We start from the raw sequence: 21,142 nt of genomic DNA, 5'->3' as shown, positions 1-21,142 counted from the left end.
GTTAGTGAAAAACTACTGACTGAGTTATTGCAAAAACCCGGTTGCGTCCCCCAGCTCTCCTCATGAGCCGGCACAAGCTGGGCCGCTGGAAATCCTGTTGGGGTGGCCTTGACGGACCTACAGGTCCACAAGTGCCCTCTTGTTCCCCTTTGTTTCCAGATCGGTCGTTGCGAAGGTGCTGCAGCATGTTGATTCATCAGCACAACTGAGCCAGTGATCACGTCGAATACTGAGCCACTGGGTTGATGGATGTTCTGGCTACTCGGTTGTGGATAAGTCTATCGGGTCTGCTGCTTTTCGATCTCCTTTCTGAGCTTTTGCACGTGGCTTGGACGGTGCCGCGCCAGCGGCACTGGAGTGCTTGAATCGCCAGCTCTCATTGCCTGTCTCCACGATGTGGCAGTGGTGCGTGAGGCGGTCGAGCAAGGCGGTTGTCATCTTGGCGTCGCCGAAGACGCTGCTCCATTCCGAGAAGGTGAGGTTGGTGGTGATCACCACGCTCGTTCGCTCGTAGAGCTTGGAGAGCAGGTGGAACAGCATCGCACCGCCCGACTGCGTGAACGGCAGGTAGCCCAGTTCATCCAGGATCACCAGATCGACGTACATCAGCCGGTGTGCCAACTGCCCGGACTTGTTCTGCGCCTTCTCCAGTTCCAGGGCGTTGACCAGCTCCACCGTGGAGAAGAAGCGCACCCGCTTGCCATGCAGGCGGATGGCCTCGATCCCCAGGCTGGTGGCCAGGTGGGTCTTGCCTGTGCCGGGGCCACCCACCAGCACCACGTTGTGGGCCGAGTCCACGAAGCCCAGGGTGTGCAGCTGGCGCACCAAGGCCTCATCAATGGGCGTGTGGGCGAAGTTGAAGCCGACGAGATCGCGATGCGACGGGAACCGCGCCACACGCATCTGGTAAGCCATGGAGCGCACCTCGCGCTGCGCGGTCTCTGCCTTGATGAGCTGGTGCAGCACGGCCTCGTGATCCAGCGACTTCATGCGTGCAGTGCCCAGCACCTCCGGCCAGGCACTGGCCATGCCGTGCAAGCCCAGCGCCTTGAAGGCATCCATGAGGTCATGCATGGTCGGACTCCGGTGAGGCCTCAGGAGGCTGGGCGTTGCGCAGCGCGTCGTAGCGCTGCAGGTTGGCCAGTGGCGGCGTGTTGAGCGTGAGCATGGTGGCCACCGGTGGCTCAGGCATGCGCTGCTCCTGCAAGCGCGAGAGCACGTTGAGCACGTGCTCGGCACTCACCCGCCCCGACTGCAGTGCCAGCTCCACCGCCACCAGCACGGCTTCGAGCCCATGCAGGCTCACGCCCATGAGCACCTGCGCCATCACCCTGTCGCCACCGCTGTGGCGCAGCAACTGGCGCTGCAACTCCTGCAGGGGTTCGGGCATGGTCTTGAAGGGCGCACCATTGCGCAGCGCACCGGGCTTTCGCTCGATCAGCGCGATGTAGTGCATCCAGTCGTAGAGCGTCTGGTCCCGCTCGAAGCTGCGCTGCAGGCGCACCTGTCGCCCATCGGGACCGACCACCAGCAGGCCATCTGCGTAGGCCCGCAGACTGACCACCGCGTGGATCCACTCGCATGGCACGCTGTAGCGGTTGCGCTGGAAGTGGATCAACGAAGTGGCAGAAACCCGCACCGGCTGCTCCACATAGCCATCAAACGTCCGGGGGTTGGGCATGAGGCGTGCACGTTCGTCCTGCCATACGTCGGCCACCGTGAGGTGCCCCCACTCTGGGTGACTCATCTCGCCCCAGGCCTTCACACAGGCTTGCTCCAGCCAGTCGTTGATCTCGTCAAGCGATCCCCAGCGCCGCTCACTGGCCTCACGCCAGATGTCCTTGCGCCGGTCCTGGACGTTCTTCTCGACGACTCCCTTCTCCCAGCCGGCGGCCCGGTTGCAGAACTCCGGCTCGAACAGGTAGTGCCCGGTCATGGCCTCGAAGCGCGCATTGACGCTGCGCTGCTTGCCCTGGCCGACCTTGTCGACCGCGGTCTTCATGTTGTCGTAGATGCCCCGCCGTGGCACGCCACCGAAGAGGGCGAACGCCCGCGCATGTGCATCGAACAGCATCTCGTGCGCCTGGCTGTAGTACGCCACCAGACAGAAGGCGCGACTGGCCGCCAGCTTGGTGTGTGCCACCTCCAGGCGGCGGCGCAGACCGCCGATGAACAGGTACTCGCAGCTCCAGTCGAACTGGAACGCCTCGCCCAACTCGAAGCTCAGCGGCACGAACCCTGCACCACGCGCCGCGTTGCCTTGCTCTTGCTGCCAGCGCTGGGCAAAGGCGTACACCGGCCCCCGACTGCCGCTGTAGCCCTGCGCCCGCAGCGCTTCAAACATCGCCTTGATCCCGCGCCGATCGCGTTTGCTGCGATGGCTATCGGCCTTGAGCCATTGGCTCAACTGCTCCTTGTACGGGTCCAGGATGCTGGGGGCCGACACCCGTTGCGGGTATCGGGGCTCGACCATCTGTCCGTCCTTGAGCCACTTGGTGGCTGTATTGCGCGAGATGCCCAGCCTGCGGCTGGCCTCGCGCACCGACACGTCCTGCCTCAGCACGAGGCGGCGCAACTTGCTCAATGTGCTCACGTTGATCACTCCTGCTCCCCCGTGCTGAAAAACTCAGCACGATAGAGCGGCAACGTGGCTCAGATTTCAACGTGAACACGTCCCGAAATGGCCCAGCTTTGGAAATGAATCAACAGCCTAACAAGTCACTTGTGGACTCCCTCTAAGTCACTTCTTAAGGGCACGTATCGTTTTTCCTAACAGCGCACCCGTCCTTGATGGACGGCTCCGAAGATACATCTCAAACAGTCCACAAACCGTCTACTAAAGCCATTTGAACCAGCGAAAGACCGCTACCAACCCAACACTCATTAGTAAGCAAAGACCTACCAACACCCAGAAGCCATTGGTGGCATCTGCGAACGGCAGTCCCAGAAGATTGGCGCCAAACAGGCCAGTGACAAAGTTCAAGGGCAAGAAGATTGTGGATACCACGGCAAAAACATAAGAGCTTTGATTCAGCTGTCGCTCCTGAATGCGGTTTGCCTGGTCACTGAGGATATCGATACGGTCACGCAAATTCTCCAGCGTTTCGAGCAACCGCAACAGCTGGTTCAGGTGCTCCTCCAGTCGGCCTCGGTGATTTATATTCAGCGGCGGGACGACGAGAGTTGTCAACGTTTGAAGAACGGCTCGCTGGGGGCCAAGATGACGAAGAAAGCCAGAGATCGCGGTCTGGGTATTGGCCATGCTCGGGCATGCCGCTTCCGTCTGGTGCTGAACCAGAAGGCCGCCGATCAGATCCACCCCATCCTCCAGCATCTCGACCTGCTCGGAAACTTCCGCGAGGTGCTCTTCGATGAGATCGCAAAGGAAGTCACCTGGCGTTGCAGGGCCGCGCCCCTGAGAGATGTCTTCTGCAAGTTCGAGGATGGGATCCACATCCTCCTCGCGGGTCGTGATAACCCGACGCTCATCAATCCAGATTCGCATGGACACCATGTCCTCTGGATGCCCCACTCCATCAGCTCTCAGATGCATCGCTTTGAGCAGAACCATCACACCCTGCCCGTGGACGCGCAACCGCGACCGGGTATCTTCAGAGACCATCGCTGCGGCGATCAGCTTGTCCAGGCCGGTCGCGCTCGAGAGAAAACCTTCCGTCTCGCGGTGGTGGATGCACATGTGCAACCACGACGCACCGCCGGTCATCTGGAGAAGATGGAGGAACCCAGGCGTACGCTCTGCTTCGATCATGGCTCTCAGCCCACGGTGGATTCAACGTCAAGGTTAACGGTATCTCCAACCCGTAGCACGCCACCTACGACGATCCGTGCCGTGGCGCCCCCGTGACCACGCAGCGCGGCGTAACCGCCTTCACCGAGCTCGTCCTCCATGCGTGAACAAGGAGGACATGGCCCCGTGATTTCAATGCGGACCGAACCGCCAATTCGCCAGACAAAGCGCTCTTCCCGGAAAGGTGAATGCATCGCGGCGATGTTGATCCCCGAGATCACGAGGTTGCGCCGCAAACGCTCCGGGGCAATTGGGGCTTGCCCCGTCCAGACCCCGAGCAAGCTGAGGTGCTCAGCCTGGATCAGACTCAGCTCGCGATGGCGTTGCGCATCCGACTGACGAAGCCGCAGGGAGCGGTGATCGCCAATCAGCCCGAGACCCGGTTCGGCCCTGGCCTCCTGCACGGACACAGCGTCCTTGAGGCGATCCGGGCGCAGAACGATGGCACCAAGTCGACCTGTGCCATGAAAGCGCCGGACCAAGTCGCGCAGCGTGCCGCCCATCGTTCAGACTCGAATGAGGTGCATCACAAGACTTCCTCTATGTGCAGTTCGCGTTGCCGGAAGCTGACAACATCACCGGCTCGGGCATCTGCGATCGCTGCGTAGATGGGCGCCTGGGTGGAAATTCCCATGTAGGTGTTGCCGTCGCACTGGAAGGCATCGCTAGCAACCGCAATCACGAACCAACGCCCGTCGATGCGAACCACGGCGCCTGTCTCCACCGAATCCCGGGGACCGAAATCGATCTGACGTAAGACTTCCAGGGCCTCCTGATGATCGTGAATGGGGCATTCGAACGCCTGCGCCAGAGCGGCATTGTTGACGGCCCGCGACGCCGCATCGCTTTCACTGGGTTCATCTCCGCGGCCCGCCGCACCGACCAGGTATTGCGCATAGGTCTGTTCAGCAAACCGCAGGCGCCCTTCGGCAAGGTCCAGCATGGTCTGGCGCAGATGGGTCTTGTTGCTCATTAGGACTCCTTTTTCAGGTCGACGTTTGTTGCGTTGGGGTGAACGGTAGCCGGTGCCAGACGGTGATGGCGTACCAGCCTCGGGGGTCGGTCAGGGTGCAGGTGTTGTCAAACCCGCTTCGGCGTGCGAGGTGTTCGATTGAAGCCAGGGAGTATTTCTGGGATTGCTCTGTATAGATGGTCTCCCCGGCATGGAATACAAACCCTCGGTCAAGGGTTCTGCTGTGGACCACCTGGTCAACTTGGCTCACCAGAAAGCTTCTGGCCACGTGTTCCAGCGGACAGTAGCTGGCGTAGTGCCGAAATTTCGTCAGATCGAAGTCCATGCCCAACTCGCGATTCAACCGCGTCAGCAGATTCAAATTGAACGCAGCGGTCACGCCCTGTGAATCGTCGTATGCTGCGCGCAACATGGCCGGGTCCTTGACCAGATCCAGACCAAGCAGCACAAGGTCACCCGGGCGCAAATGCGAATGCACCCGCTGCAGCAGCTTGACGGCACCGTGTTCGTCGAGGTTGCCCAGATTGCTGCCCAGCAACATTGCAACCTGGCGTCGCCCTTCGGCAATCTGAGGCCAATGCTCGAAATAGTCTCCCAGCACCGGTTCGATGGCCATGCGGGGGAGGTACGTGTCAAAGCGGCGGCTCAGATCCGCTAGGGCGTGTGCGGACACATCCATAGGCCTGTAGATGCAATCCACTTCACGTTGCGCCAGTGCCTGGCACAGCGACAGCGTTTTGGCCCCGTCGCCGCTGCCCAGTTCAATCAGATCGATCGGGCTGCACCGAGGATCTATCCACCGGGAAAGCTCATCCGCGCGTGAGCGCAGCAGCTCGTGCTCAAGGCGTGTGAGGTAGTACTCGGGCAGCGCCATGATCTGCTGAAACAGGCGCGAGCCCTCATCGTCGTAGAACCAAGCGGATGAGAGCGCCTTCTGTGGTCGCGTCAACCCTTGCAGAACATGCTCCGTCAGTCTGTCCCGATCAGTCATGCGGACTCCCGCGAGCGAACAGGACGGATGCCCGTGAACTGCCAACGCAACGGAGCGTGAAAGAAGTTCCGGTATGTCAAACGGGCGTGGCCCGGCGATGTGGCCCAGGACGCTCCGCGCAAGACCTGCTGGTTCACCATGAACTTCCCGTTGTATTCGCCCACTGCGCCCTCGCTGCGGGCAAAACCGGGATAGGGCTGATAGGCACTGCGCGTCCATTCCCATCGACGCCCCCAGTCGAACCGGCTTGCCGCTGCTTCCCACTCGAACTCGGTGGGCAATCGCCACCCCGCCCAATCGCAGAAAGCGTGTGCCTCGTAGTAACTGACATGCGTGACTGGTGCCTGACTGGTCAGCGGCATCACCCCCTGGAGCGTGTAATGACCCCATCCGTCAGGCTGGTTAGGGTCGGGCTGCCAGTACATCGGCGCACGGAATTTAAGCGTTTGCACCCAGTCCCAGCCTTCCGCATGCCAGAGCGAATGGCGCTGATATCCTCCGTCGCGCATGAACTGAAGGTATTCATCATTGGTGACTAGCGCCACACGGATGTCTACTCCTTGAATGAGCGCCAAATGCGATGGCGACTCGTTGTCGAAGGCGAACCCTGGCCCCTGGTGGCCCATGCGAATCGTCTGCCCTTCGACGCTAAGCCAATCGTCCAGTGGTGGGCAGGTTCCATCATGTTCGGCCGTCACATCTTGGGGACCGATGCCCAGAGGGTCATACGCCGGATGCAATGGGTTGTGGCCCAGGATGTACTTGATGTCTGTGATCAGCAACTCCTGATGCTGTTGTTCATGCTGCATGCCCAGCTCTACCAAGGCCGCGACCGCGGGCTCCAGTGGTTCCTTCAGCATACGGCGCATGGACTCGTCCACATGCGCGCGATACGCCATCACCTCAGCCACCGTCGGGCGACTCAAGCTCCCTCGCTGCGGGCGTGCCAGGTGAGCGCCCTCCGATTCGTAGTAGCTGTTGAACAGGTAGCCATACAGAGGATGGAACAGTCGATAGTCCGGCTGTTGTTTCGCGAGGACAAAAGTCTCGAAGAACCACGTGGTGTGGGCCAAGTGCCACTTCGGCGGACTGACGTCGGAAACCGGTTGGGGAACATGGTCCTCGGCACTCAGAGGGGCACACAGACGTTCGCTGCGCGAACGGACAGAGACGTATCGGGTTAGGCGGATGTCTTCAGGTGTCACGGCAGATGAGAAAAAAGAGAGTCAACTTCCGAAGCGCTCGGTGCGGATGGAGACCTCGGGCACATTTAGCCCGGTGACCATATGAACGATGGACTCGACAAAGTCATTACGCCCGCAGATGAAAACCTGCGCAGATTCGGTCGCCACATCACCCAATTGCTGCAATGCCCAAGCAACATCGGCTCCATCAATGCGGCCAACGTGGTCCTGTGCGCGCGGGGCACAGGTATCCCGCGAGAGCGCCAGTCGGCTGCGAAACCGCGGCGTAAACGCTTCCCATCGCTGCAGGGTGGGCCAGAGCAACACTTCGTCAAGATGGCGTGCGGCAACCAACAGCGTTGTATGCGCTTGGCTGTATGCACCCACGCGTTGCGCTGCCATGGACAAAAGGGGAACGACGCCAGATCCTCCCCCAATCAGCAAGGCTGGTCGTGTGTTCGACTCGTCAAGCACAAAATGACCTCCAACCGGTCCGAGGACTTCAATCGTTTCGCCGTGCTGGGCCTTGTCGTGAAACCAGGTGGATACTTCGCCATCGTCCAAACGCTCAATGCCAAGCTCATAGAGCCCGGTACGTTGAGGAGGTGAGAGGAGTGAATAGCTCCGTTGTGCCTGATAGCCGTCTTCCGCTGTCAGTCGGACATCCAAATGCTGGCCCGGCCTCGGGCGAACCCATCTGTCAGGACGCAGCACCACCCGCATGACGCGTGGAGTCAGTGCCTGCAACGCATCGATGCGTGCGGTCTGCCAGCTCAGCCGGTGTTGACCAACAGCCTCATCCATAGCGCTCTTCCTTGAAAGGGTCGCCTCGCATGTGATAGCCCCGCAGTTCCCAGAACCCGGCCTCGTCGCGCTCGTTGAACTGCAGCGCATTGACCCACTTGGCCGACTTCCAGAAGTAGAGATGCGGCACCAACAGGCGTGCCGGTCCCCCGTGCTCGGGCGCGAGCGGTCGGTCGTCGTAGTGCGTTGCGATCATTGCGCGCCCTTGTGTCAGATCGGCCAACGGCACGTTGGTGGAGTAGCCGTCCTGAGAATGCGCCAACACCCAAGGCGTGGGCGCTTCCAGTCCGGCCGCCTGCAACAAGGTGTCCAACGTCACACCGCGCCAGCGGGTGTCGAATTTCGACCAGGTGGTAACGCAATGGATATCGACCACCTGCTCGGTCTGGGGCAGGGCCTGGAATTCGCTCCAGGTCCAAACGCGAACCGGCCGCACACCGACCTTCAAGGTCAAGCGCCAATCGCCAAGCGCCAAGGCTTTTGGGGTGGGGCCCGCAGTCAGCACGGGAAAACCTTCCGTCAGGGACTGTCCTGGCGGAAGTCGACCGCCGTGGTTGTGGACATCGCGATTGCGGCCGCTGAATGAGCGGTTGATGGGCATGGTGTGGGTCCTCCGGCTCACCCAGAACTTGCGGTCAAGGGCTTGCGTCGATCAATGATGGTGGGCAGGAACTCGGTGACCGTCGGGTGAACGGGCAATGCATCCCGGACCAACTTCCAGGTGCCGCCACTGGCCATCACCAGACCGATCGCCTGAATGATCTCGTCCGACTGGATCCCGAGCATGGTCGCTCCGAGGAAATGACCACTGTCCTCATCGATGAGGAGCTTGATCTTGCCCACGGTTTCGCCTTCTTCCTTCGCGCGACTGACGTCCTTCATGGCGTGAACCGCCTGGGAAATGCGTCGCCCTTCGGTCACGAGTTTTCGCGCGTCGGCCTCATAAAGACCGACGTGGGCCAGCGGAGGATCGGTAAACATGGCATAAATGCCGACGCGCGCGGCGGCGCTGCGTTGCCCTCCGGCCAGGTTCTCCGCCACGATGTCCTGATCGTGGTAGCTGGTGTGGGTAAAGGCCCCGCGCTGATTGATGTCACCCAGCGCCCAGATGCCGGGAACCGCGGTTTCGAGCCGGTCGTTGGTGACCAGGTAGCCTCGCGCACTGACCTCCAGGCCCACCGTTTCCAGGCCCAGACAGTCGGTGTTCGGTATTCGCCCGGTGGCCACCAGCAGGTGGCTGCCATCCACGCTGCGGCCACCAGCCAACTGCACCCGCACGCCAGCGTCGTTGTCCGCCTTGCCGACCCGCTCAATGCGCACGCCGGTGTTCACTTCGATGCCTTCCGCTGTCAGCATTCCGGTCACAGCGGCTGCAATGTCCTCGTCCTCGCGGGCCGTGAGGCGGGGCCCTGTTTCCAGAATGGCAACCTCACTTCCCAGCCGCCGAAAGATCTGAGCCATCTCCAGGCTGATGTATCCACCGCCGATGATCACCAGCCTGGACGGTAATTCACGCAGCGCCAACAGCCGTTCGTTGTCCAGGAACGGCAGCTCGTCCAGCCCAGGCACCGGCGGAACAAAGGGACGTGTGCCGGTGTTCAGCACCACCTTGGGCGCCACCAGCTGATGCTCGCCGGCCAGCACCACGAACTGTTCGCCTTCACGGCCCGCCAGGCGACCGCGCGCCTTGATGATGGTGAGTCCTTCCAACTGGCCCAGCCAGGCCTGCAGGCCAGAGCGAGCCTCCTCCACCCGGCGTTGCATGCGCTCCATCGCTGCCCTGAAGTTGACCTGGACCGACCCGGTTTGCACACCGAATTCGCTGGCCCGGCGCGCCATGTGAGCCACACGAGCCGACTTGCGTAGGGTCTTGGTTGGGGTGCAGCCCCGATTGACACAGGTACCACCCAGGTCACGCTCCTCGATGAGCGCCACCTTCATACCCCGGGCAACGAGTGTCGCGCCCAGAAAGGGACCGGCCTGACCGGCTCCGATCACGATCGCGTCGAACCTCTGTTCCCCGCTCATGGCCGCACCTCGACACCGCGCCAGAACGCCACCCTGCCGGTCACCGCCTCCGCACCAGCCTTGGGCGACGGGTAGTACCACGCCGCGTCAGCGTTCACGTCTTCGCCGACCACGACGTCGTAGTAGCTGGCCCGCCCCTTCCATGGACAGGTGGTGTGCGTATCGCTTGGTTTGAAATGTTCCGGGCGCAACGCGTCGTGTGGGAAATAGGCGTTGCCTTCAACTTCCACGATGTCATCGCTCTCAGCGATGGTGGTGCCTTTCCAGATGGCTCTCATGCTCCGTCTCCTTCGTTTGTGTGTGGTTGGGATCAGTCCCGAATCAGTGTGGTGGTGATCACCGGATGGTTCTCCAGCGTTCGATGCACGGGGCAACGATCGGCGATGCGCAACAGGTCCTGTCGCTGGCTTTCACTCAACGGTCCGCTCAGCAGGAGCTGCCGCGTGACGTGGTCAACCTGTCCCGAGCGATCCCCGCACTCCTGGCAATCGGTCGCGTGCGCGCGCTCATGACGCAACCTGACCTGGACATCCTTGAGCGCATAGCCTTTTCGCTTGGCGTACTGGCGCAATGTCATGGACGTGCAGGCGCCCAGCGACATCAGCAGAAGTTCATAAGGATCGGGCCCGCGTTCGCCACCACCCACTTCCTTGGGCTCATCGGCGTCGAGGTGGTGCGGACCTGCTCGCATCGATCGCCAGAAGGCGTGATCGTGCTCCCCCACCCACACCTCGCCCGCACGAAGGTCCGACGGCGCATCGTTTCGCTCGGCTCGCATCGGCAGAAACCGCGAGGCCCAGGCGCCAATCAGGTCAGCCGCATACTGCGCATCGGCCGGGCGCGTGAGCAGATGGTCCGCATCGTCCAGGCTGATGAAACTCTTAGGATGTCTGGCCGCCTTGAACAGGTCCTGTGCCTCGCCGATGTCCACCACCGCGTCACTTGGCGCGTGCATAACCAGCAAGGCCGCGCGAAGCCCCTTGACCGGGTTCTCGTGGGCTTGGGCCTGGAGCTCTTCAATGAAGGCCGGCGCGATCCTGAACGCCCGGCCGCCCAGGTCGACCTGGATCTGCCCATCCTCTTCGGACTTGGTCGGACCGAAGTGACGAAGCACATGGTCGGCCGTCGCGGGTGCGCCCAGCGTGCAAACCGCCCGTATGCCGTCGAGGCGGGCAGCCGCCGCGATGGCCGCCGTCCCCCCCAGGCTGTGTCCGACCAACAGTGCAGGCATGCCGATCGTGCTCTGCATCCAGTGCACCGCCGCCACAATGTCCGCCACGCTGGACGAAAAGCCACCGCGCCCGAAGTCGCCTTCGCTCTCGCCCAGACCGGTGAAATCAAAGCGCAGCGTGGCGATGCCCTGCTGAGCCAGCGCCCGGCTGATGCGGGTCGCGGCGAGAGAGTTCTTTCCGCAGGTAAAGCAGTGGGCAAACACCGCCAGGGCTTGTAACGGTGCATGGTCCGGGCGTTCCAAGACACCCACCAGCAGACCCTGGCTGCTGCCAGCGAAGCCTACCTTTTCGCTGCTCATGCTTTCTCCAGTGCCAGGGCGTTGATGCAGTAGCGCAGACCGCTGGGCTTGGGTCCGTCGGGAAACACGTGACCCAGGTGGGCGTCGCAGACGTTGCACGTCGTCTCCACCCGCACCATGCCGTGGCTGTTGTCTCCGTGATAGCCCACCAGACCCGGGGCAATGGCCTGCGTGAAGCTGGGCCAGCCGCTGCGGCTGTCATATTTGGTCGACGCATCGAATAGTTCAGTGCCGCAGCACACGCACCGGTAGATCCCGGGCGAAAACAGCGTACACATCGAGGAGCTGTGCGCCCGTTCGGTGCCCTTGAGCCGCGTGATTCGGAACTGCTCGGGCGTCAGCTGTTGGGCCCACTCGGCTTCGCTGCGCTCAACTCGGCGCGGTGGCGTCGGGTTGCCCGTTTCCACCAGTTGAATCACTCCTTTCCAAGTCAACATGTCGGGCCCAGGCTCCGGTGCCGCCGGTTCGTTTTCCAGCCGCTTGAGAAAGGTGACGAGCTTGTCGGCGTCGATTCGGAAATGGTTGTAGACCACTCTGCCATCGGGATCGATCAGGATGAACCAGGGTGTGCCGCCGTTGCGGTAGCGGCGCATCAGCTCCGAACCCGCGCCGTCCTGTTCGTCACCGGCGTCGTGCCCGAAGGGAATGCCCAGCGCGTAGCGGGAGTGATTGGCCAGCATGCGCTCCCAGGTGTTCGAACCGAAGTCCTCGAACACGGTCTGGACTGCGGCGAACCCGACGAAGTCGCTCCCCCGAAACGCGTCGACCACCCGGGCAAGCGCCGGAAAGCCGGTCGCATGGCACCCCGGGCAGGCGTCCTGAAAACAGAAGATGAGCTTGAACCGGCCGGGCATGCGGTCCAGGTCGAAGTGTTCCAGCGCCTGGCCCGACGCGTCCACCCACCGGGTCACACCCAGGGGAGCGGCCGCTTCGCCAAGGACACCGGGTTCCTGTTTCGTTGTGGTCATGCGAAGTCTCCTTTCAGAAATCGTTGGGTACCCCAATCAGGTGCCGCAGAAGGTGCGGTGGGCTGCGGCCACTTCGGGCGAGGCCGGCAGCGTGAATGGCCGCGCGGACTCCACCGTCTCGTACGGCCGCCCCAGCACCGCCAGCAGGCGCTCGAACGGACCGAGGTCGGCCTCGTCCACGGCACTCGACAGCGCCGCCTCCACCTGGTGATTGCGCGGGATCACGAAGGGATTGACCGACCACGCCGTTGCGGCGCAGTCCTGCAAGGTCCTTCCCTCCCGGGCCATGCGCTGGCGCCAGCGCGCCAGCCAGTCCGAGAGCGCCGGGCGCTCCCGTCCGAACAGGTCGTGCAGTGCGGCATCCGGCCCCGTGATGGCGTCGGACAGGAGGCGGAACGCCAGCGTGAAGTCCACCTTTTCCCGCTGCAGCAGCTGCAGGAAGTCGTCCGCCAGGGCGCGGTCGTCCGGCTCTTCAGCGGCCAAGCCCAGCTTGGCGCGCAGCTGCCCGGTCCAATGCCGGTCAAAGCGCACGGCAAACCCGGCCACCACCTGTTCCACCCGTTCCACGACGTCGATATCGCGGGCGTCCAGAACCGGCAGCAACGCTTCGGCCAGACGGGCCAGGTTCCATTGCGCCATGGCCGGCTGCTGGCCGTAGGCATATCGCCCCTGACGGTCGATCGAGCTGAACACCGTGGCCGGATCGAAACCCTCCATGAACGCACACGGACCATAGTCGATGGTCTCGCCCGAAATGCTCATGTTGTCGGTGTTCATCACCCCGTGGATGAAGCCCACGCCCATCCAGCGTGCAATCAGCTGCGCCTGCCGCTCACAGACGGCCTCCAGCATCGGAATGGGCTTGTCGGAAAGCTTGGCGAGGGCGGGGTCATGCCGCGCCACGGCATAGTCGAGCAGCCGCCGAAGCATCACCTCCTCCTCCCGCGCCGCGAAGAACTCAAAAGTGCCCACCCGCAAGTGGCTGGCCGCCACGCGCACCAAGATCGCCCCGGGGGGCGAGCCCTCGCGGTTCACCCGCTCACCGGTCCGGATCACCGCCAGCGCACGCGTCGTGGGAATGCCCAACGCGTGCATGGCCTCGCCCATGAGGTACTCGCGCAGCGCCGGGCCCAGTGCCGCCTTGCCATCGCGACGGCGCGAAAACGGCGTACGGCCCGACCCCTTGAGGGCCAGGTCCCGACGCTGTCCTGCCGTGTCGATGAGTTCCCCGAGCAGCAAGGCGCGGCCATCCCCCAAGTGTGGCGAGAACTGGCCGAACTGGTGTCCCGCGTAGGCCTGCGCCAGCGGCGCCGCCTCAGCCGGCATTTCCACGCCGGACAGCCACGCCAGACCGGTCGCAGACTTCAGCGTCGCCGGCTCCAGCCCCAGCTCCAGCGCCAGGGCGTCGTTGAACTGCACCCAGGCCGGGGCCGGGGACGGCTCGGGCTTCCAAGGCACATAGAACCCCTGCATGTCCCGGAAGAAGCTGTTGTCAAACGGCAGCCGAAACGCCGGGCCCGTCCCCGGCGTCTTCGGCTCCGACACGGCCTTTGGTGTGGACGCACGCATGACTTCAGGCCGCCTTGAGACCATCGTTCGAAGCGCCGAACGCCCCGATCAGCTGCCGCTCGTCGAGCTCGAAGTCGCTGTAGAGCACCTCGTCCAGCGGATCGATCACCAAAAACCACGGCGTGCCGCGCGTCCCGTAGTCCGCCATGAGCGACGACGCGCGTCCGATCGCAGGGTCGTGTCCGAACGGAATGTTCAAGCCGTAGCGCAACTGCGTCTCGCGCAGGCGCTCGAAGGTGTTGGACTCGGCGCCCTCGAACACGGTCTGCACCGCGGCAAACGCGAAGCCGCGATCGCCCAACGCCTTGATCAGCTTCTGCAGGGTCGGAAAGCCATGGCTGTGGCAGCCCGGACACCAGTGCTGGAAGCAGAAGATCACTTTGAACCCGTCGCCCAGATCGGACAGCTTCAGCGGTGCCATGCTGCGCCCTTCGCCGTCGATCCACCACGGCACCCGCAGCTCGGGCGCCTGTTGAATGCACCGGGATTGCATCACCATCTCCTCAGGAAAAAAACAGACACACCGGGTCGGCCCGCCCACTGGCGCGCCGACCCCCACCGTTCTTGAGCGTTGGCCGTCAGCCGATCTCGCGTCGCGGCAGCTTCCAGCCCACACGGGGGTAGTGGCAGGTGTAGCCGTTGGGGTGCTTGACCAGGTAGTCCTGATGCTCGGGCTCGGCCTCCCAGAACGGCCCCGCGGGCGCGAGCTCGGTGACCACCTTGCCCGGCCACAAACCCGAGGCATTCACATCGGCAATGGTCTGCTGCGCCGTGGCCAGCTGCTCGTCCGAGGTGTAGAAAATGGCCGACCGGTAGGAACTGCCGCGGTCATTGCCCTGGCGCCCCGGGGTGCTCGGATCGTGGATCTGGAAGAAGAACTCCAGCAGGTCGCGAAAGCTCGTCTGCGTGGGGTCGAACTCCACCTCCAACGCCTCGGCGTGGGTGCCGTGGTTGCGGTAGGTGGCGTTGGGCACATCGCCGCCGCTGTAGCCCACACGGGTGCGCAACACGCCAGGCAGCTTGCGCACCAGGTCCTGCATGCCCCAGAAACAACCGCCGGCCAGGACTGCTTTTTCGCTCGGGTTCATCGTGATCTCCTTCAAAGTTCTGCCTCAAGGCATTGAACCTGAAGTCGGGTCCGTTCGGCACAGCACAACGGCATTCGGCGTCCGCATCACGCCACCGATCGTCCAGAACCAGGGCGCGATGGACCTACGGCTGACTCAGATGCTCCATCTGCCAAGCGCTGGGCGATTGCCCCGAGGCCCGTTGAAACGCTCGCGCGAATGCGGTGGCATTACCGTAGCCCACCTGAGAGGCCACCGCCTTCACTGCCTGCCCTTGCGCGAGTAGGTTGCGGGCAACCGCCATGCGCCAGTGGGTCAAGTAGGTCAACGGCGGTATGCCCACCACCTGGACAAAGCGCAGGGCAAAGGCAGACCGGGACAGGTGCGCCAGCTCCGCCATGCTGTCAAGCGTCCAGTCGTGCTCTGGCGATTCGTGCAGCATGGACAGCACCACACCCAGACGGCTGTCGACCATGGCCTCCAGCACACCGCCGGACAGCAGTTGCCGATCAATCAGGTGACGCACAAGCACCACGAAGGTGTATTGCAGCAGGCGGTCGATCGCTGCCCGATAACCAAAAGCACGTGCCTCGGCCTCCTCGAACAGCAGCTCTACCGGTCGCTGCAGCGATGACGTGGCGGTCAAGTCAATCACCGTGACGTCCGGCAAGATCATGTCCAGCGGCGGCGCCAATTCACTGAGGGTGGCGCACATCAGGTCCACCCCCTGCGGCCCTGAGCCCTGAACCCAGTGCTCCAACGCGCGGGGAAGCAACAGCACGCTGGGCGCCCGCACGTTCAGCGGCGCAAAGCCCTTGCGCGTCAGTTGCAGCTCGCCGCGACTCAGCAGGTGCATCGTCCCCTGCTTGAGGCCGTCAGCCTCGGATCCCTGCGTCAGGGTACAGAGATTTCCCGAGAAAAACATGCGCGCCGTGGGGGTGAACCGTAACAGCTGGTTCAGCAGAGAGGCGTTCGGCAAGGGAGTGCTTTGGTTCAAGCGCGTGACACCTGTTGTGGGTTAGACCTTGATTATCTTGGAGCTTCCGCCTCTCCTTAGAATGACTGCATGCCCCCCCCGTCCCTTTCGTCCAGCATCTCTCGACACCACCAAGCTCCCGCAGAAATTGAGGGCCAGGCGCTCAGGACGTCAAACTTCCTGCGCCAGGTCATTGAAAAAGACCTCGCCACCGGCACCTACGCCCAGCGCCAATGGGGCGGCGGCCCGGGTGATGCCGCCTTCCACGACGCCGGCCAGCCCGACCCGGCCAAGATCCGCACCCGCTTCCCGCCCGAACCCAACGGCTACCTGCACGTGGGCCACGCCAAGAGCATCTGCCTGAACTTCGGCCTGGCGCGCGACTACGGCGGCGTCTGCCACATGCGCTTTGACGACACCAACCCCGAGAAGGAAGAAAAGGAGTACGTGGACTCCATCCTCGACGCGGTGCAGTGGCTGGGTTTCAACTGGGAATCCAACTTCAACGGCAAGCAGGAAAGCCACCTGTACTACGCGTCGAACTACTTCGACTTCATGTACCGCGCGGCCGAATACCTTATCACCGCCGGCCACGCCTATGTGGACGAGCAGACAGCCGAAGACATGCGCATCAACCGCGGCGACTTCGGCAAGCCCGGCGTGGACAGCCCCTTCCGCAGCCGCAGCCCGGAAGAGAACCTGGCCCGCTTCCGCGAGATGCGCGACGGCAAACTGGCCGACGGCGCCGCCGTGCTGCGCGCCAAGATCGACATGGCCTCGCCCAACATCAACCTGCGCGACCCGGCCATCTACCGCATCCGCCGCGCCACGCACCACAACACGGGCGACGCCTGGTGCATCTACCCCATGTACACCTTCGCGCACCCCATCGAGGACGCGCTGGAGCAGATCACCCACAGCATCGCCACGCTGGAATTTGAAGACCAGCGCCCGTTCTACGACTGGTTGCTGGAGCGTTTGTGCGAAGGCGGCCTGCTCAAGGCCCCACCGCCGCGGCAGTACGAATTTGCGCGCCTGAACCTGACCTACGTGATCACCAGCAAGCGCAAGCTGGCGCAGCTGGTGAACGAGAAGAAAGTCAGCGGCTGGGACGACCCGCGCATGCCCACCATCGTCGGCCTGCGCCGCCGCGGCTACACGCCCGAGGCCATCCAGCTGTTTGCCGAACGCATCGGCGTGACCAAGAGCGACTCCTGGATCGACTATAGCACGCTCGACGGCTGCCTGCGCGAAGACCTGGAAAACAAGGCCCACCGCGGCATGGCCGTGCTTGACCCCGTCAAGCTGGTGCTCACCAACTGGGCCGAAGTGTTCGGCTCTGACGGCTACACCGAAGACTGCACCCAGCCCGCCCTGCCCCACAGCACCATTGCCGAAGGCCAGACGCCGCCGCCTGACCGCGTCTTCAAGATCGGCAAGGACGTGTGGATCGAACGCGAAGACTTTGAAGAAGTGCCGCCCAAGGGCTACAAGCGCCTGTTCCCAGGCAACGTGGTGCGCCTCAAAGGCGGCTACGTCATCGAATGCACGGGTTGCGCCAAAGACGCCGAAGGCAAAGTGACCGAAGTGCACGCCAAGGTCATCCCCGGCACCAAGAGCGGCACCCCCGGCGCCGACAGCGTCAAGGCCAAAGCCGCCATCACCTGGGTGGGCAACGCCGACGGGGTGAGCGCCGAAGTGCGCCTGTACGACCGCCTGTTCACCGACCCGCAACCCGACGCGGGCGGCAAGAACTTCCTGGACGCGCTGAACCCCGACAGCCTGAAGGTGGTGACGGCGGTTGTGGAGCCTTCACTGGCTGCAGCGAAGCCAGACCAGAAATTCCAGTTTGAGCGCCACGGCTACTTCGTGGCCGACCGTGCGGACCACGGGGTGGGCGGGAAAGTGGTGTTCAACCGGGTGACGGGGTTGAAGGATCGTTGGAATTGATCGCTATTCCCACTCTGTGCTTGCTTAATGCCTCGTACAAATCGTCTTTGTTGAAGACATCGCCTTGCACCACTTCACTCTCAGAATCTGGGGGTAGCTATCTACTCCGTTTTGGCGAGTAGGTGAACAGATCCGGAACAACGCGCGGTTGACACGGCCACATAGGAGTTGCGGAGCGTTTGCCCGGTAAACCTGTCTTGAATCGTCCCGAGGAGATTCGAACGCGCTGCCTAAAGCAACCACGCAAGCAACGTGAGCCGTTTTTCGACACCGACGAATCTGTGCATGCGCTGGTTATGGTCGAAAAGTGAGGCGCTCTACCAAATCGCAAAAACGGCAGGAAGTACATGGGTGTGTGGCATACCTCCCCCGACAACAGGGCGCACGCTTTACGACAAGTTGATGCGGTGTCTGGGCGAGATTGCCCATACGCACGATACCGACTGAAGTACCCGCCACCAACTTCGGCGACTAGGATGGCCATAATGAGCCAAATCCAACGGGGTCTACGGTTCCAGCAATTGCACACTGCCGAGGCCATCTTTCTGATGCCCAACGCTTGGGACGTTGGTAGTGCGCTGATGCTCGCGTCCTGCGGCTTTCCCGCTATCGCCACTACGAGTGCAGGCGTGGCTTTCTCGCTGGGATTCCCTGATCAAGAAGCTGCTGTGAGCAGGGAGACCATGCTGGATCGCGTGGGGTCCATTGCTGCGGCAAGTCCACTTCCTGTCTCCGCCGATCTCCAGTCGGGCTACGGTGCGAGCCCTGAAGAGGTTGGAGAAACCATCGCGGCTGCGATTCGTGCTGGTGTGGTGGGCGCGAACATCGAGGACTACAGCGGCAATCCTGCGCAAGCCCTGTTCGACAGAGAGCACGCTGTCGCGCGCGTTCGGGCAGCAAGACGCGCCGCGGACGCGTCGGGAGTTCCTTTTGTTCTGACGGCCCGATCCGATGTCTACCTGACTGGTGCGAGCAATGTTTTTGCAGAGGCCGTCGAGCGATGCAATGCGTACCGAGAGGCGGGTGCGGATTGCCTCTTTGTGCCGGGGGCTTCCGACCCCAAGACCATCGAAGCGCTCGTCCGGGAGATCAATGCCCCCCTCACCGTGGTCATGGGCCTGACAGGTTCACCTCTCACCGTGCCCCAACTCGGATCTTTGGGCGTTCGACGGGTCACCGTGGGCGGCAGTTTGGCTCGTGCCACTTTCGGCTTGATTCGAAGGGCGGCGCAAGAGATGGCCGCGTCTGGAACGTTCTCATACGCCGACCAGCAAATCCCCGACGCGGAGCTATCCCAGTTCTTTGAAGATCAGCGTGGCTCTGGCTTCGCCATGTAGGCGTACAGTTCAACGGTGGACCGGACACGGGTGTGGGCTGGGAATCGGCTCGTAGCCCAGATCGACAGTCACGAGTCGAAAAGTGAGCCGTCACGTTTTTTCACTTTTCCTGGCAAGGATCCCGGTTTTTTTCACTATCTGTGTCACTTGGGACGTGATCGTTGACAAGGTTGCTGAAAAACCCCTTGAAGATCAACGGGTCACTTTTCACTTTCTCTGTCATCCGACAGTTCTCGTGACAGCTCTTTGACTAGGCTTTCTAAGGGGTCGTCTCAGAAAACGGAAAATAAAGCACGCTAAGGCGTAACTACCCTCGGCTACACCGCGTCGGCACCACGCGGCTCTTTCTCCCCTTGCAGCGAAGCAATCAGCGGGCAAGAAACGTTCCCTTGCCGCGCATGGCAGGCGAACACAAGTTCGGATAGCACGGTTTCCATGCGCGCCAGGTCGGTCATTTTTTCGCGCACGTCCTGAAGCTTGTGCTCGGCCAGGCTGCTGGCTTCCTCGCAGTGGGTGCCGTCATCCAGCCTCAGCAGCTCTGCGATCTCGTCGAGGCTGAATCCGAGCCGCTGGGCTGATTTCACGAAGCGCACCCGCGTCACATCCGCCTCGCCATAGCGGCGGATGCTGCCATAGGGCTTGTCCGGCTCCGGCAACAAGCCCTTGCGCTGATAGAACCGGATTGTTTCCACGTTGACCCCGGCCGCCTTGGCGAAAACGCCAATAGTCAGATTCTCCAAATTTTTTTCCATATCGCTTGACTCCGTACATTGGTACGGAAGTAAGCTTAAGCTATCCAATCCAGATTTGAAAGGACAAGCGTATGTCTGAACCTCAAAACGGGCGCGGGGCGCTCTTCACTGGCGGGCTAGCCGCCATCCTCGCCTCGGCTTGCTGCCTGGGGCCGCTGGTTCTGATCGCCCTGGGGTTCAGCGGCGCTTGGATCGGCAACTTGACGGTGTTGGAACCTTATCGCCCGATCTTCATCGGCGCGGCGTTGGTGGCGCTGTTTTTCGCCTGGCGGCGCATCTACCGACCGGCGCAAGCCTGCAAACCAGGGGATGTGTGTGCGATTCCCCAAGTGCGCGCTACTTACAAGCTCATTTTCTGGGTCGTGGCCGCGCTGGTTCTGGTCGCGCTCGGATTTCCCTACGTCATGCCATTTTTCTATTAATCACAGGAGTTCATCATGAAAAAACTGTTTGCCTCTCTCGCCATCGCTGCCGTTGTTGCCCCCGTGTGGGCCGCCACCCAGACCGTCACGCTGTCCGTACCGGGCATGACCTGCTCCGCTTGTCCGATCACCGTCAAGAAGGCGATTTCCAAGGTCGAAGGCGTCAGCAAAGTTAACGTGACCTTCGAGACACGCGAAGCGGTTGTCACCTTCGATGATGCCAAGACCAGCGTGCAGAAGCTGACCAAGGCCACCGAAGACGCAGGCTATCCGTCCAGCGTCAAGAAGTGAGGCACTGAAAACGGCAGCGCAGCACATCTGACGCCCTTGTCTGCTACCACAAACGAAAAAGGATCTGTCGCATGACCCATCTAAAAATCACCGGCATGACCTGCGACTCGTGCGCGGCGCACGTCAAGGAAGCGCTGGAAAAAGTACCCGGCGTCCAATCTGCCATAGTGTCCTATGCCAAGGGCGCGGCCCAGCTCGCCCTTGATCCAGGCACAGCGCCGGACGCACTGACCGCCGCCGTGGCTGGCCTAGGCTACAAAGCGATGCTCGCCGATGCCCCGCCGACCGACAACCGCACTGGGCTGTTCGACAAGGTGCGCGGCTGGATGGGTGCCGCCGACAAGGGCAGCGGCGGCGAGCGCCCGTTGCAAGTCGCCGTGATCGGCAGCGGTGGAGCCGCGATGGCGGCAGCACTGAAGGCCGTCGAGCAAGGCGCGCAGGTCACGCTGATTGAGCGCGGCACCATCGGCGGCACCTGCGTCAACGTCGGT

Annotated in this window: 23 protein-coding genes; 5 read left to right on the top strand and 18 right to left on the bottom strand. The window is 62.5% G+C overall.

Annotated elements, in window-relative coordinates; genetic code table 11:
* Nucleotides 1–258: 258 nt before the first annotated feature.
* The 17 genes from istB to AC6LJ9_RS21445 all read right to left on the bottom strand — a co-directional run bounded on the left by istB (nucleotide 259) and on the right by AC6LJ9_RS21445 (nucleotide 15,920).
* Nucleotides 259–1,074: an IS21-like element helper ATPase IstB gene (gene istB, locus AC6LJ9_RS21525; RefSeq protein WP_183153567.1), complete on the bottom strand. Its 816-nt coding sequence runs from the start codon at nucleotides 1,072–1,074 to the stop codon at nucleotides 259–261.
* The gene (istA, locus tag AC6LJ9_RS21520) at nucleotides 1,067–2,593 is read right to left on the bottom strand and encodes an IS21 family transposase (RefSeq protein WP_183153566.1); all 1,527 of its coding nucleotides are present in this window, start codon (nucleotides 2,591–2,593) and stop codon (nucleotides 1,067–1,069) included. Before istA ends, istB begins: the two co-directional genes overlap by 8 nt.
* A gap of 243 nt (nucleotides 2,594–2,836) precedes the next feature.
* The gene (locus AC6LJ9_RS21515) at nucleotides 2,837–3,769 is read right to left on the bottom strand and encodes a CorA family divalent cation transporter (protein ID WP_042797683.1); all 933 of its coding nucleotides are present in this window, start codon (nucleotides 3,767–3,769) and stop codon (nucleotides 2,837–2,839) included.
* 5 nt (nucleotides 3,770–3,774) lie between these two features.
* Complete coding sequence (locus tag AC6LJ9_RS21510) at nucleotides 3,775–4,311, bottom strand: MOSC domain-containing protein (RefSeq protein WP_034054001.1); 537 nt, start codon at nucleotides 4,309–4,311, stop codon at nucleotides 3,775–3,777.
* A gap of 23 nt (nucleotides 4,312–4,334) precedes the next feature.
* Entirely contained in the window at nucleotides 4,335–4,781 is a 447-nt protein-coding gene (locus AC6LJ9_RS21505; protein WP_008647292.1) for a hypothetical protein, read from the bottom strand.
* 13 nt (nucleotides 4,782–4,794) lie between these two features.
* On the bottom strand, nucleotides 4,795–5,772 hold the full coding sequence (gene egtD / locus AC6LJ9_RS21500) for an L-histidine N(alpha)-methyltransferase (RefSeq protein ID WP_034053995.1): 978 nt from the start codon (nucleotides 5,770–5,772) through the stop codon (nucleotides 4,795–4,797).
* Nucleotides 5,769–6,977 (bottom strand): ergothioneine biosynthesis protein EgtB, encoded by a 1,209-nt coding sequence (egtB, locus tag AC6LJ9_RS21495; protein WP_197022694.1) that lies wholly within the window; start codon nucleotides 6,975–6,977, stop codon nucleotides 5,769–5,771. Before egtB ends, egtD begins: the two co-directional genes overlap by 4 nt.
* 21 nt (nucleotides 6,978–6,998) lie before the next feature.
* On the bottom strand, nucleotides 6,999–7,760 hold the full coding sequence (locus tag AC6LJ9_RS21490) for an FAD-binding oxidoreductase (protein WP_042797684.1): 762 nt from the start codon (nucleotides 7,758–7,760) through the stop codon (nucleotides 6,999–7,001).
* On the bottom strand, nucleotides 7,753–8,361 hold the full coding sequence (locus AC6LJ9_RS21485; protein WP_008647302.1) for a sulfite oxidase-like oxidoreductase: 609 nt from the start codon (nucleotides 8,359–8,361) through the stop codon (nucleotides 7,753–7,755). The genes AC6LJ9_RS21490 and AC6LJ9_RS21485 overlap by 8 nt, the downstream gene beginning before the upstream one ends.
* A 17-nt stretch (nucleotides 8,362–8,378) precedes the next feature.
* Complete coding sequence (locus AC6LJ9_RS21480; protein ID WP_034053982.1) at nucleotides 8,379–9,788, bottom strand: mercuric reductase; 1,410 nt, start codon at nucleotides 9,786–9,788, stop codon at nucleotides 8,379–8,381.
* The gene (locus AC6LJ9_RS21475; RefSeq protein ID WP_487300239.1) at nucleotides 9,785–10,162 is read right to left on the bottom strand and encodes a DUF427 domain-containing protein; all 378 of its coding nucleotides are present in this window, start codon (nucleotides 10,160–10,162) and stop codon (nucleotides 9,785–9,787) included. Before AC6LJ9_RS21475 ends, AC6LJ9_RS21480 begins: the two co-directional genes overlap by 4 nt.
* On the bottom strand, nucleotides 10,099–11,319 hold the full coding sequence (locus AC6LJ9_RS21470) for a bifunctional alpha/beta hydrolase/OsmC family protein (protein ID WP_008647313.1): 1,221 nt from the start codon (nucleotides 11,317–11,319) through the stop codon (nucleotides 10,099–10,101). Before AC6LJ9_RS21470 ends, AC6LJ9_RS21475 begins: the two co-directional genes overlap by 64 nt.
* Nucleotides 11,316–11,756: a peptide-methionine (R)-S-oxide reductase MsrB gene (msrB, locus tag AC6LJ9_RS21465; protein ID WP_034054008.1), complete on the bottom strand. Its 441-nt coding sequence runs from the start codon at nucleotides 11,754–11,756 to the stop codon at nucleotides 11,316–11,318. Before msrB ends, AC6LJ9_RS21470 begins: the two co-directional genes overlap by 4 nt.
* 567 nt (nucleotides 11,757–12,323) lie before the next feature.
* The gene (locus tag AC6LJ9_RS21460) at nucleotides 12,324–13,856 is read right to left on the bottom strand and encodes a protein adenylyltransferase SelO (RefSeq protein WP_213757911.1); all 1,533 of its coding nucleotides are present in this window, start codon (nucleotides 13,854–13,856) and stop codon (nucleotides 12,324–12,326) included.
* A 4-nt stretch (nucleotides 13,857–13,860) separates the two neighbouring features.
* Nucleotides 13,861–14,349, bottom strand: a complete 489-nt coding sequence (locus AC6LJ9_RS21455) for a peroxiredoxin family protein (RefSeq protein ID WP_034053978.1) — start codon at nucleotides 14,347–14,349, stop codon at nucleotides 13,861–13,863.
* 85 nt (nucleotides 14,350–14,434) lie between these two features.
* Entirely contained in the window at nucleotides 14,435–14,944 is a 510-nt protein-coding gene (gene msrA / locus AC6LJ9_RS21450) for a peptide-methionine (S)-S-oxide reductase MsrA (protein WP_498149140.1), read from the bottom strand.
* 124 nt (nucleotides 14,945–15,068) lie between these two features.
* Entirely contained in the window at nucleotides 15,069–15,920 is an 852-nt protein-coding gene (locus tag AC6LJ9_RS21445) for an AraC family transcriptional regulator (RefSeq protein WP_052157284.1), read from the bottom strand.
* Nucleotides 15,921–15,989: 69 nt separating this feature from the next.
* Between AC6LJ9_RS21445 and AC6LJ9_RS21440 the strand changes: the two genes are divergently transcribed.
* Nucleotides 15,990–17,849 (top strand): glutamine--tRNA ligase/YqeY domain fusion protein, encoded by a 1,860-nt coding sequence (locus AC6LJ9_RS21440; RefSeq protein WP_197970338.1) that lies wholly within the window; start codon nucleotides 15,990–15,992, stop codon nucleotides 17,847–17,849.
* Between the two features lie 485 nt (nucleotides 17,850–18,334).
* A complete protein-coding gene (locus AC6LJ9_RS21435; RefSeq protein ID WP_197970337.1) occupies nucleotides 18,335–19,186 on the top strand; it encodes an isocitrate lyase/PEP mutase family protein in 852 nt (283 codons plus the stop codon).
* Between the two features lie 317 nt (nucleotides 19,187–19,503).
* On the opposite strand, the gene merR is transcribed toward AC6LJ9_RS21435, so the two are convergent.
* Nucleotides 19,504–19,938, bottom strand: coding sequence for a mercury resistance transcriptional regulator MerR (gene merR / locus AC6LJ9_RS21430; protein ID WP_000414383.1), 435 nt, complete (start codon nucleotides 19,936–19,938; stop codon nucleotides 19,504–19,506).
* A 71-nt stretch (nucleotides 19,939–20,009) separates the two neighbouring features.
* Here merR and AC6LJ9_RS21425 point away from each other — a divergent pair, with 71 nt between their 5' ends.
* The 3 genes from AC6LJ9_RS21425 to AC6LJ9_RS21415 form a co-directional block, all read left to right on the top strand.
* The gene (locus tag AC6LJ9_RS21425) at nucleotides 20,010–20,360 is read left to right on the top strand and encodes a mercuric transport protein MerT (RefSeq protein ID WP_001294666.1); all 351 of its coding nucleotides are present in this window, start codon (nucleotides 20,010–20,012) and stop codon (nucleotides 20,358–20,360) included.
* 15 nt (nucleotides 20,361–20,375) lie between these two features.
* Nucleotides 20,376–20,651, top strand: coding sequence for a mercury resistance system periplasmic binding protein MerP (gene merP / locus AC6LJ9_RS21420; protein ID WP_000732290.1), 276 nt, complete (start codon nucleotides 20,376–20,378; stop codon nucleotides 20,649–20,651).
* A gap of 71 nt (nucleotides 20,652–20,722) precedes the next feature.
* Nucleotides 20,723–21,142 (top strand): cation transporter (locus AC6LJ9_RS21415; RefSeq protein ID WP_498149139.1); only part of this gene is annotated, 420 nt, incomplete at its 3' end.

It is taken from the genome of Achromobacter sp. 1011811831, assembly GCF_059760905.1.
The sequence above is the reverse complement of the archived record's forward strand: the minus strand, read 5'-3'. Positions and strand labels throughout refer to the sequence as shown.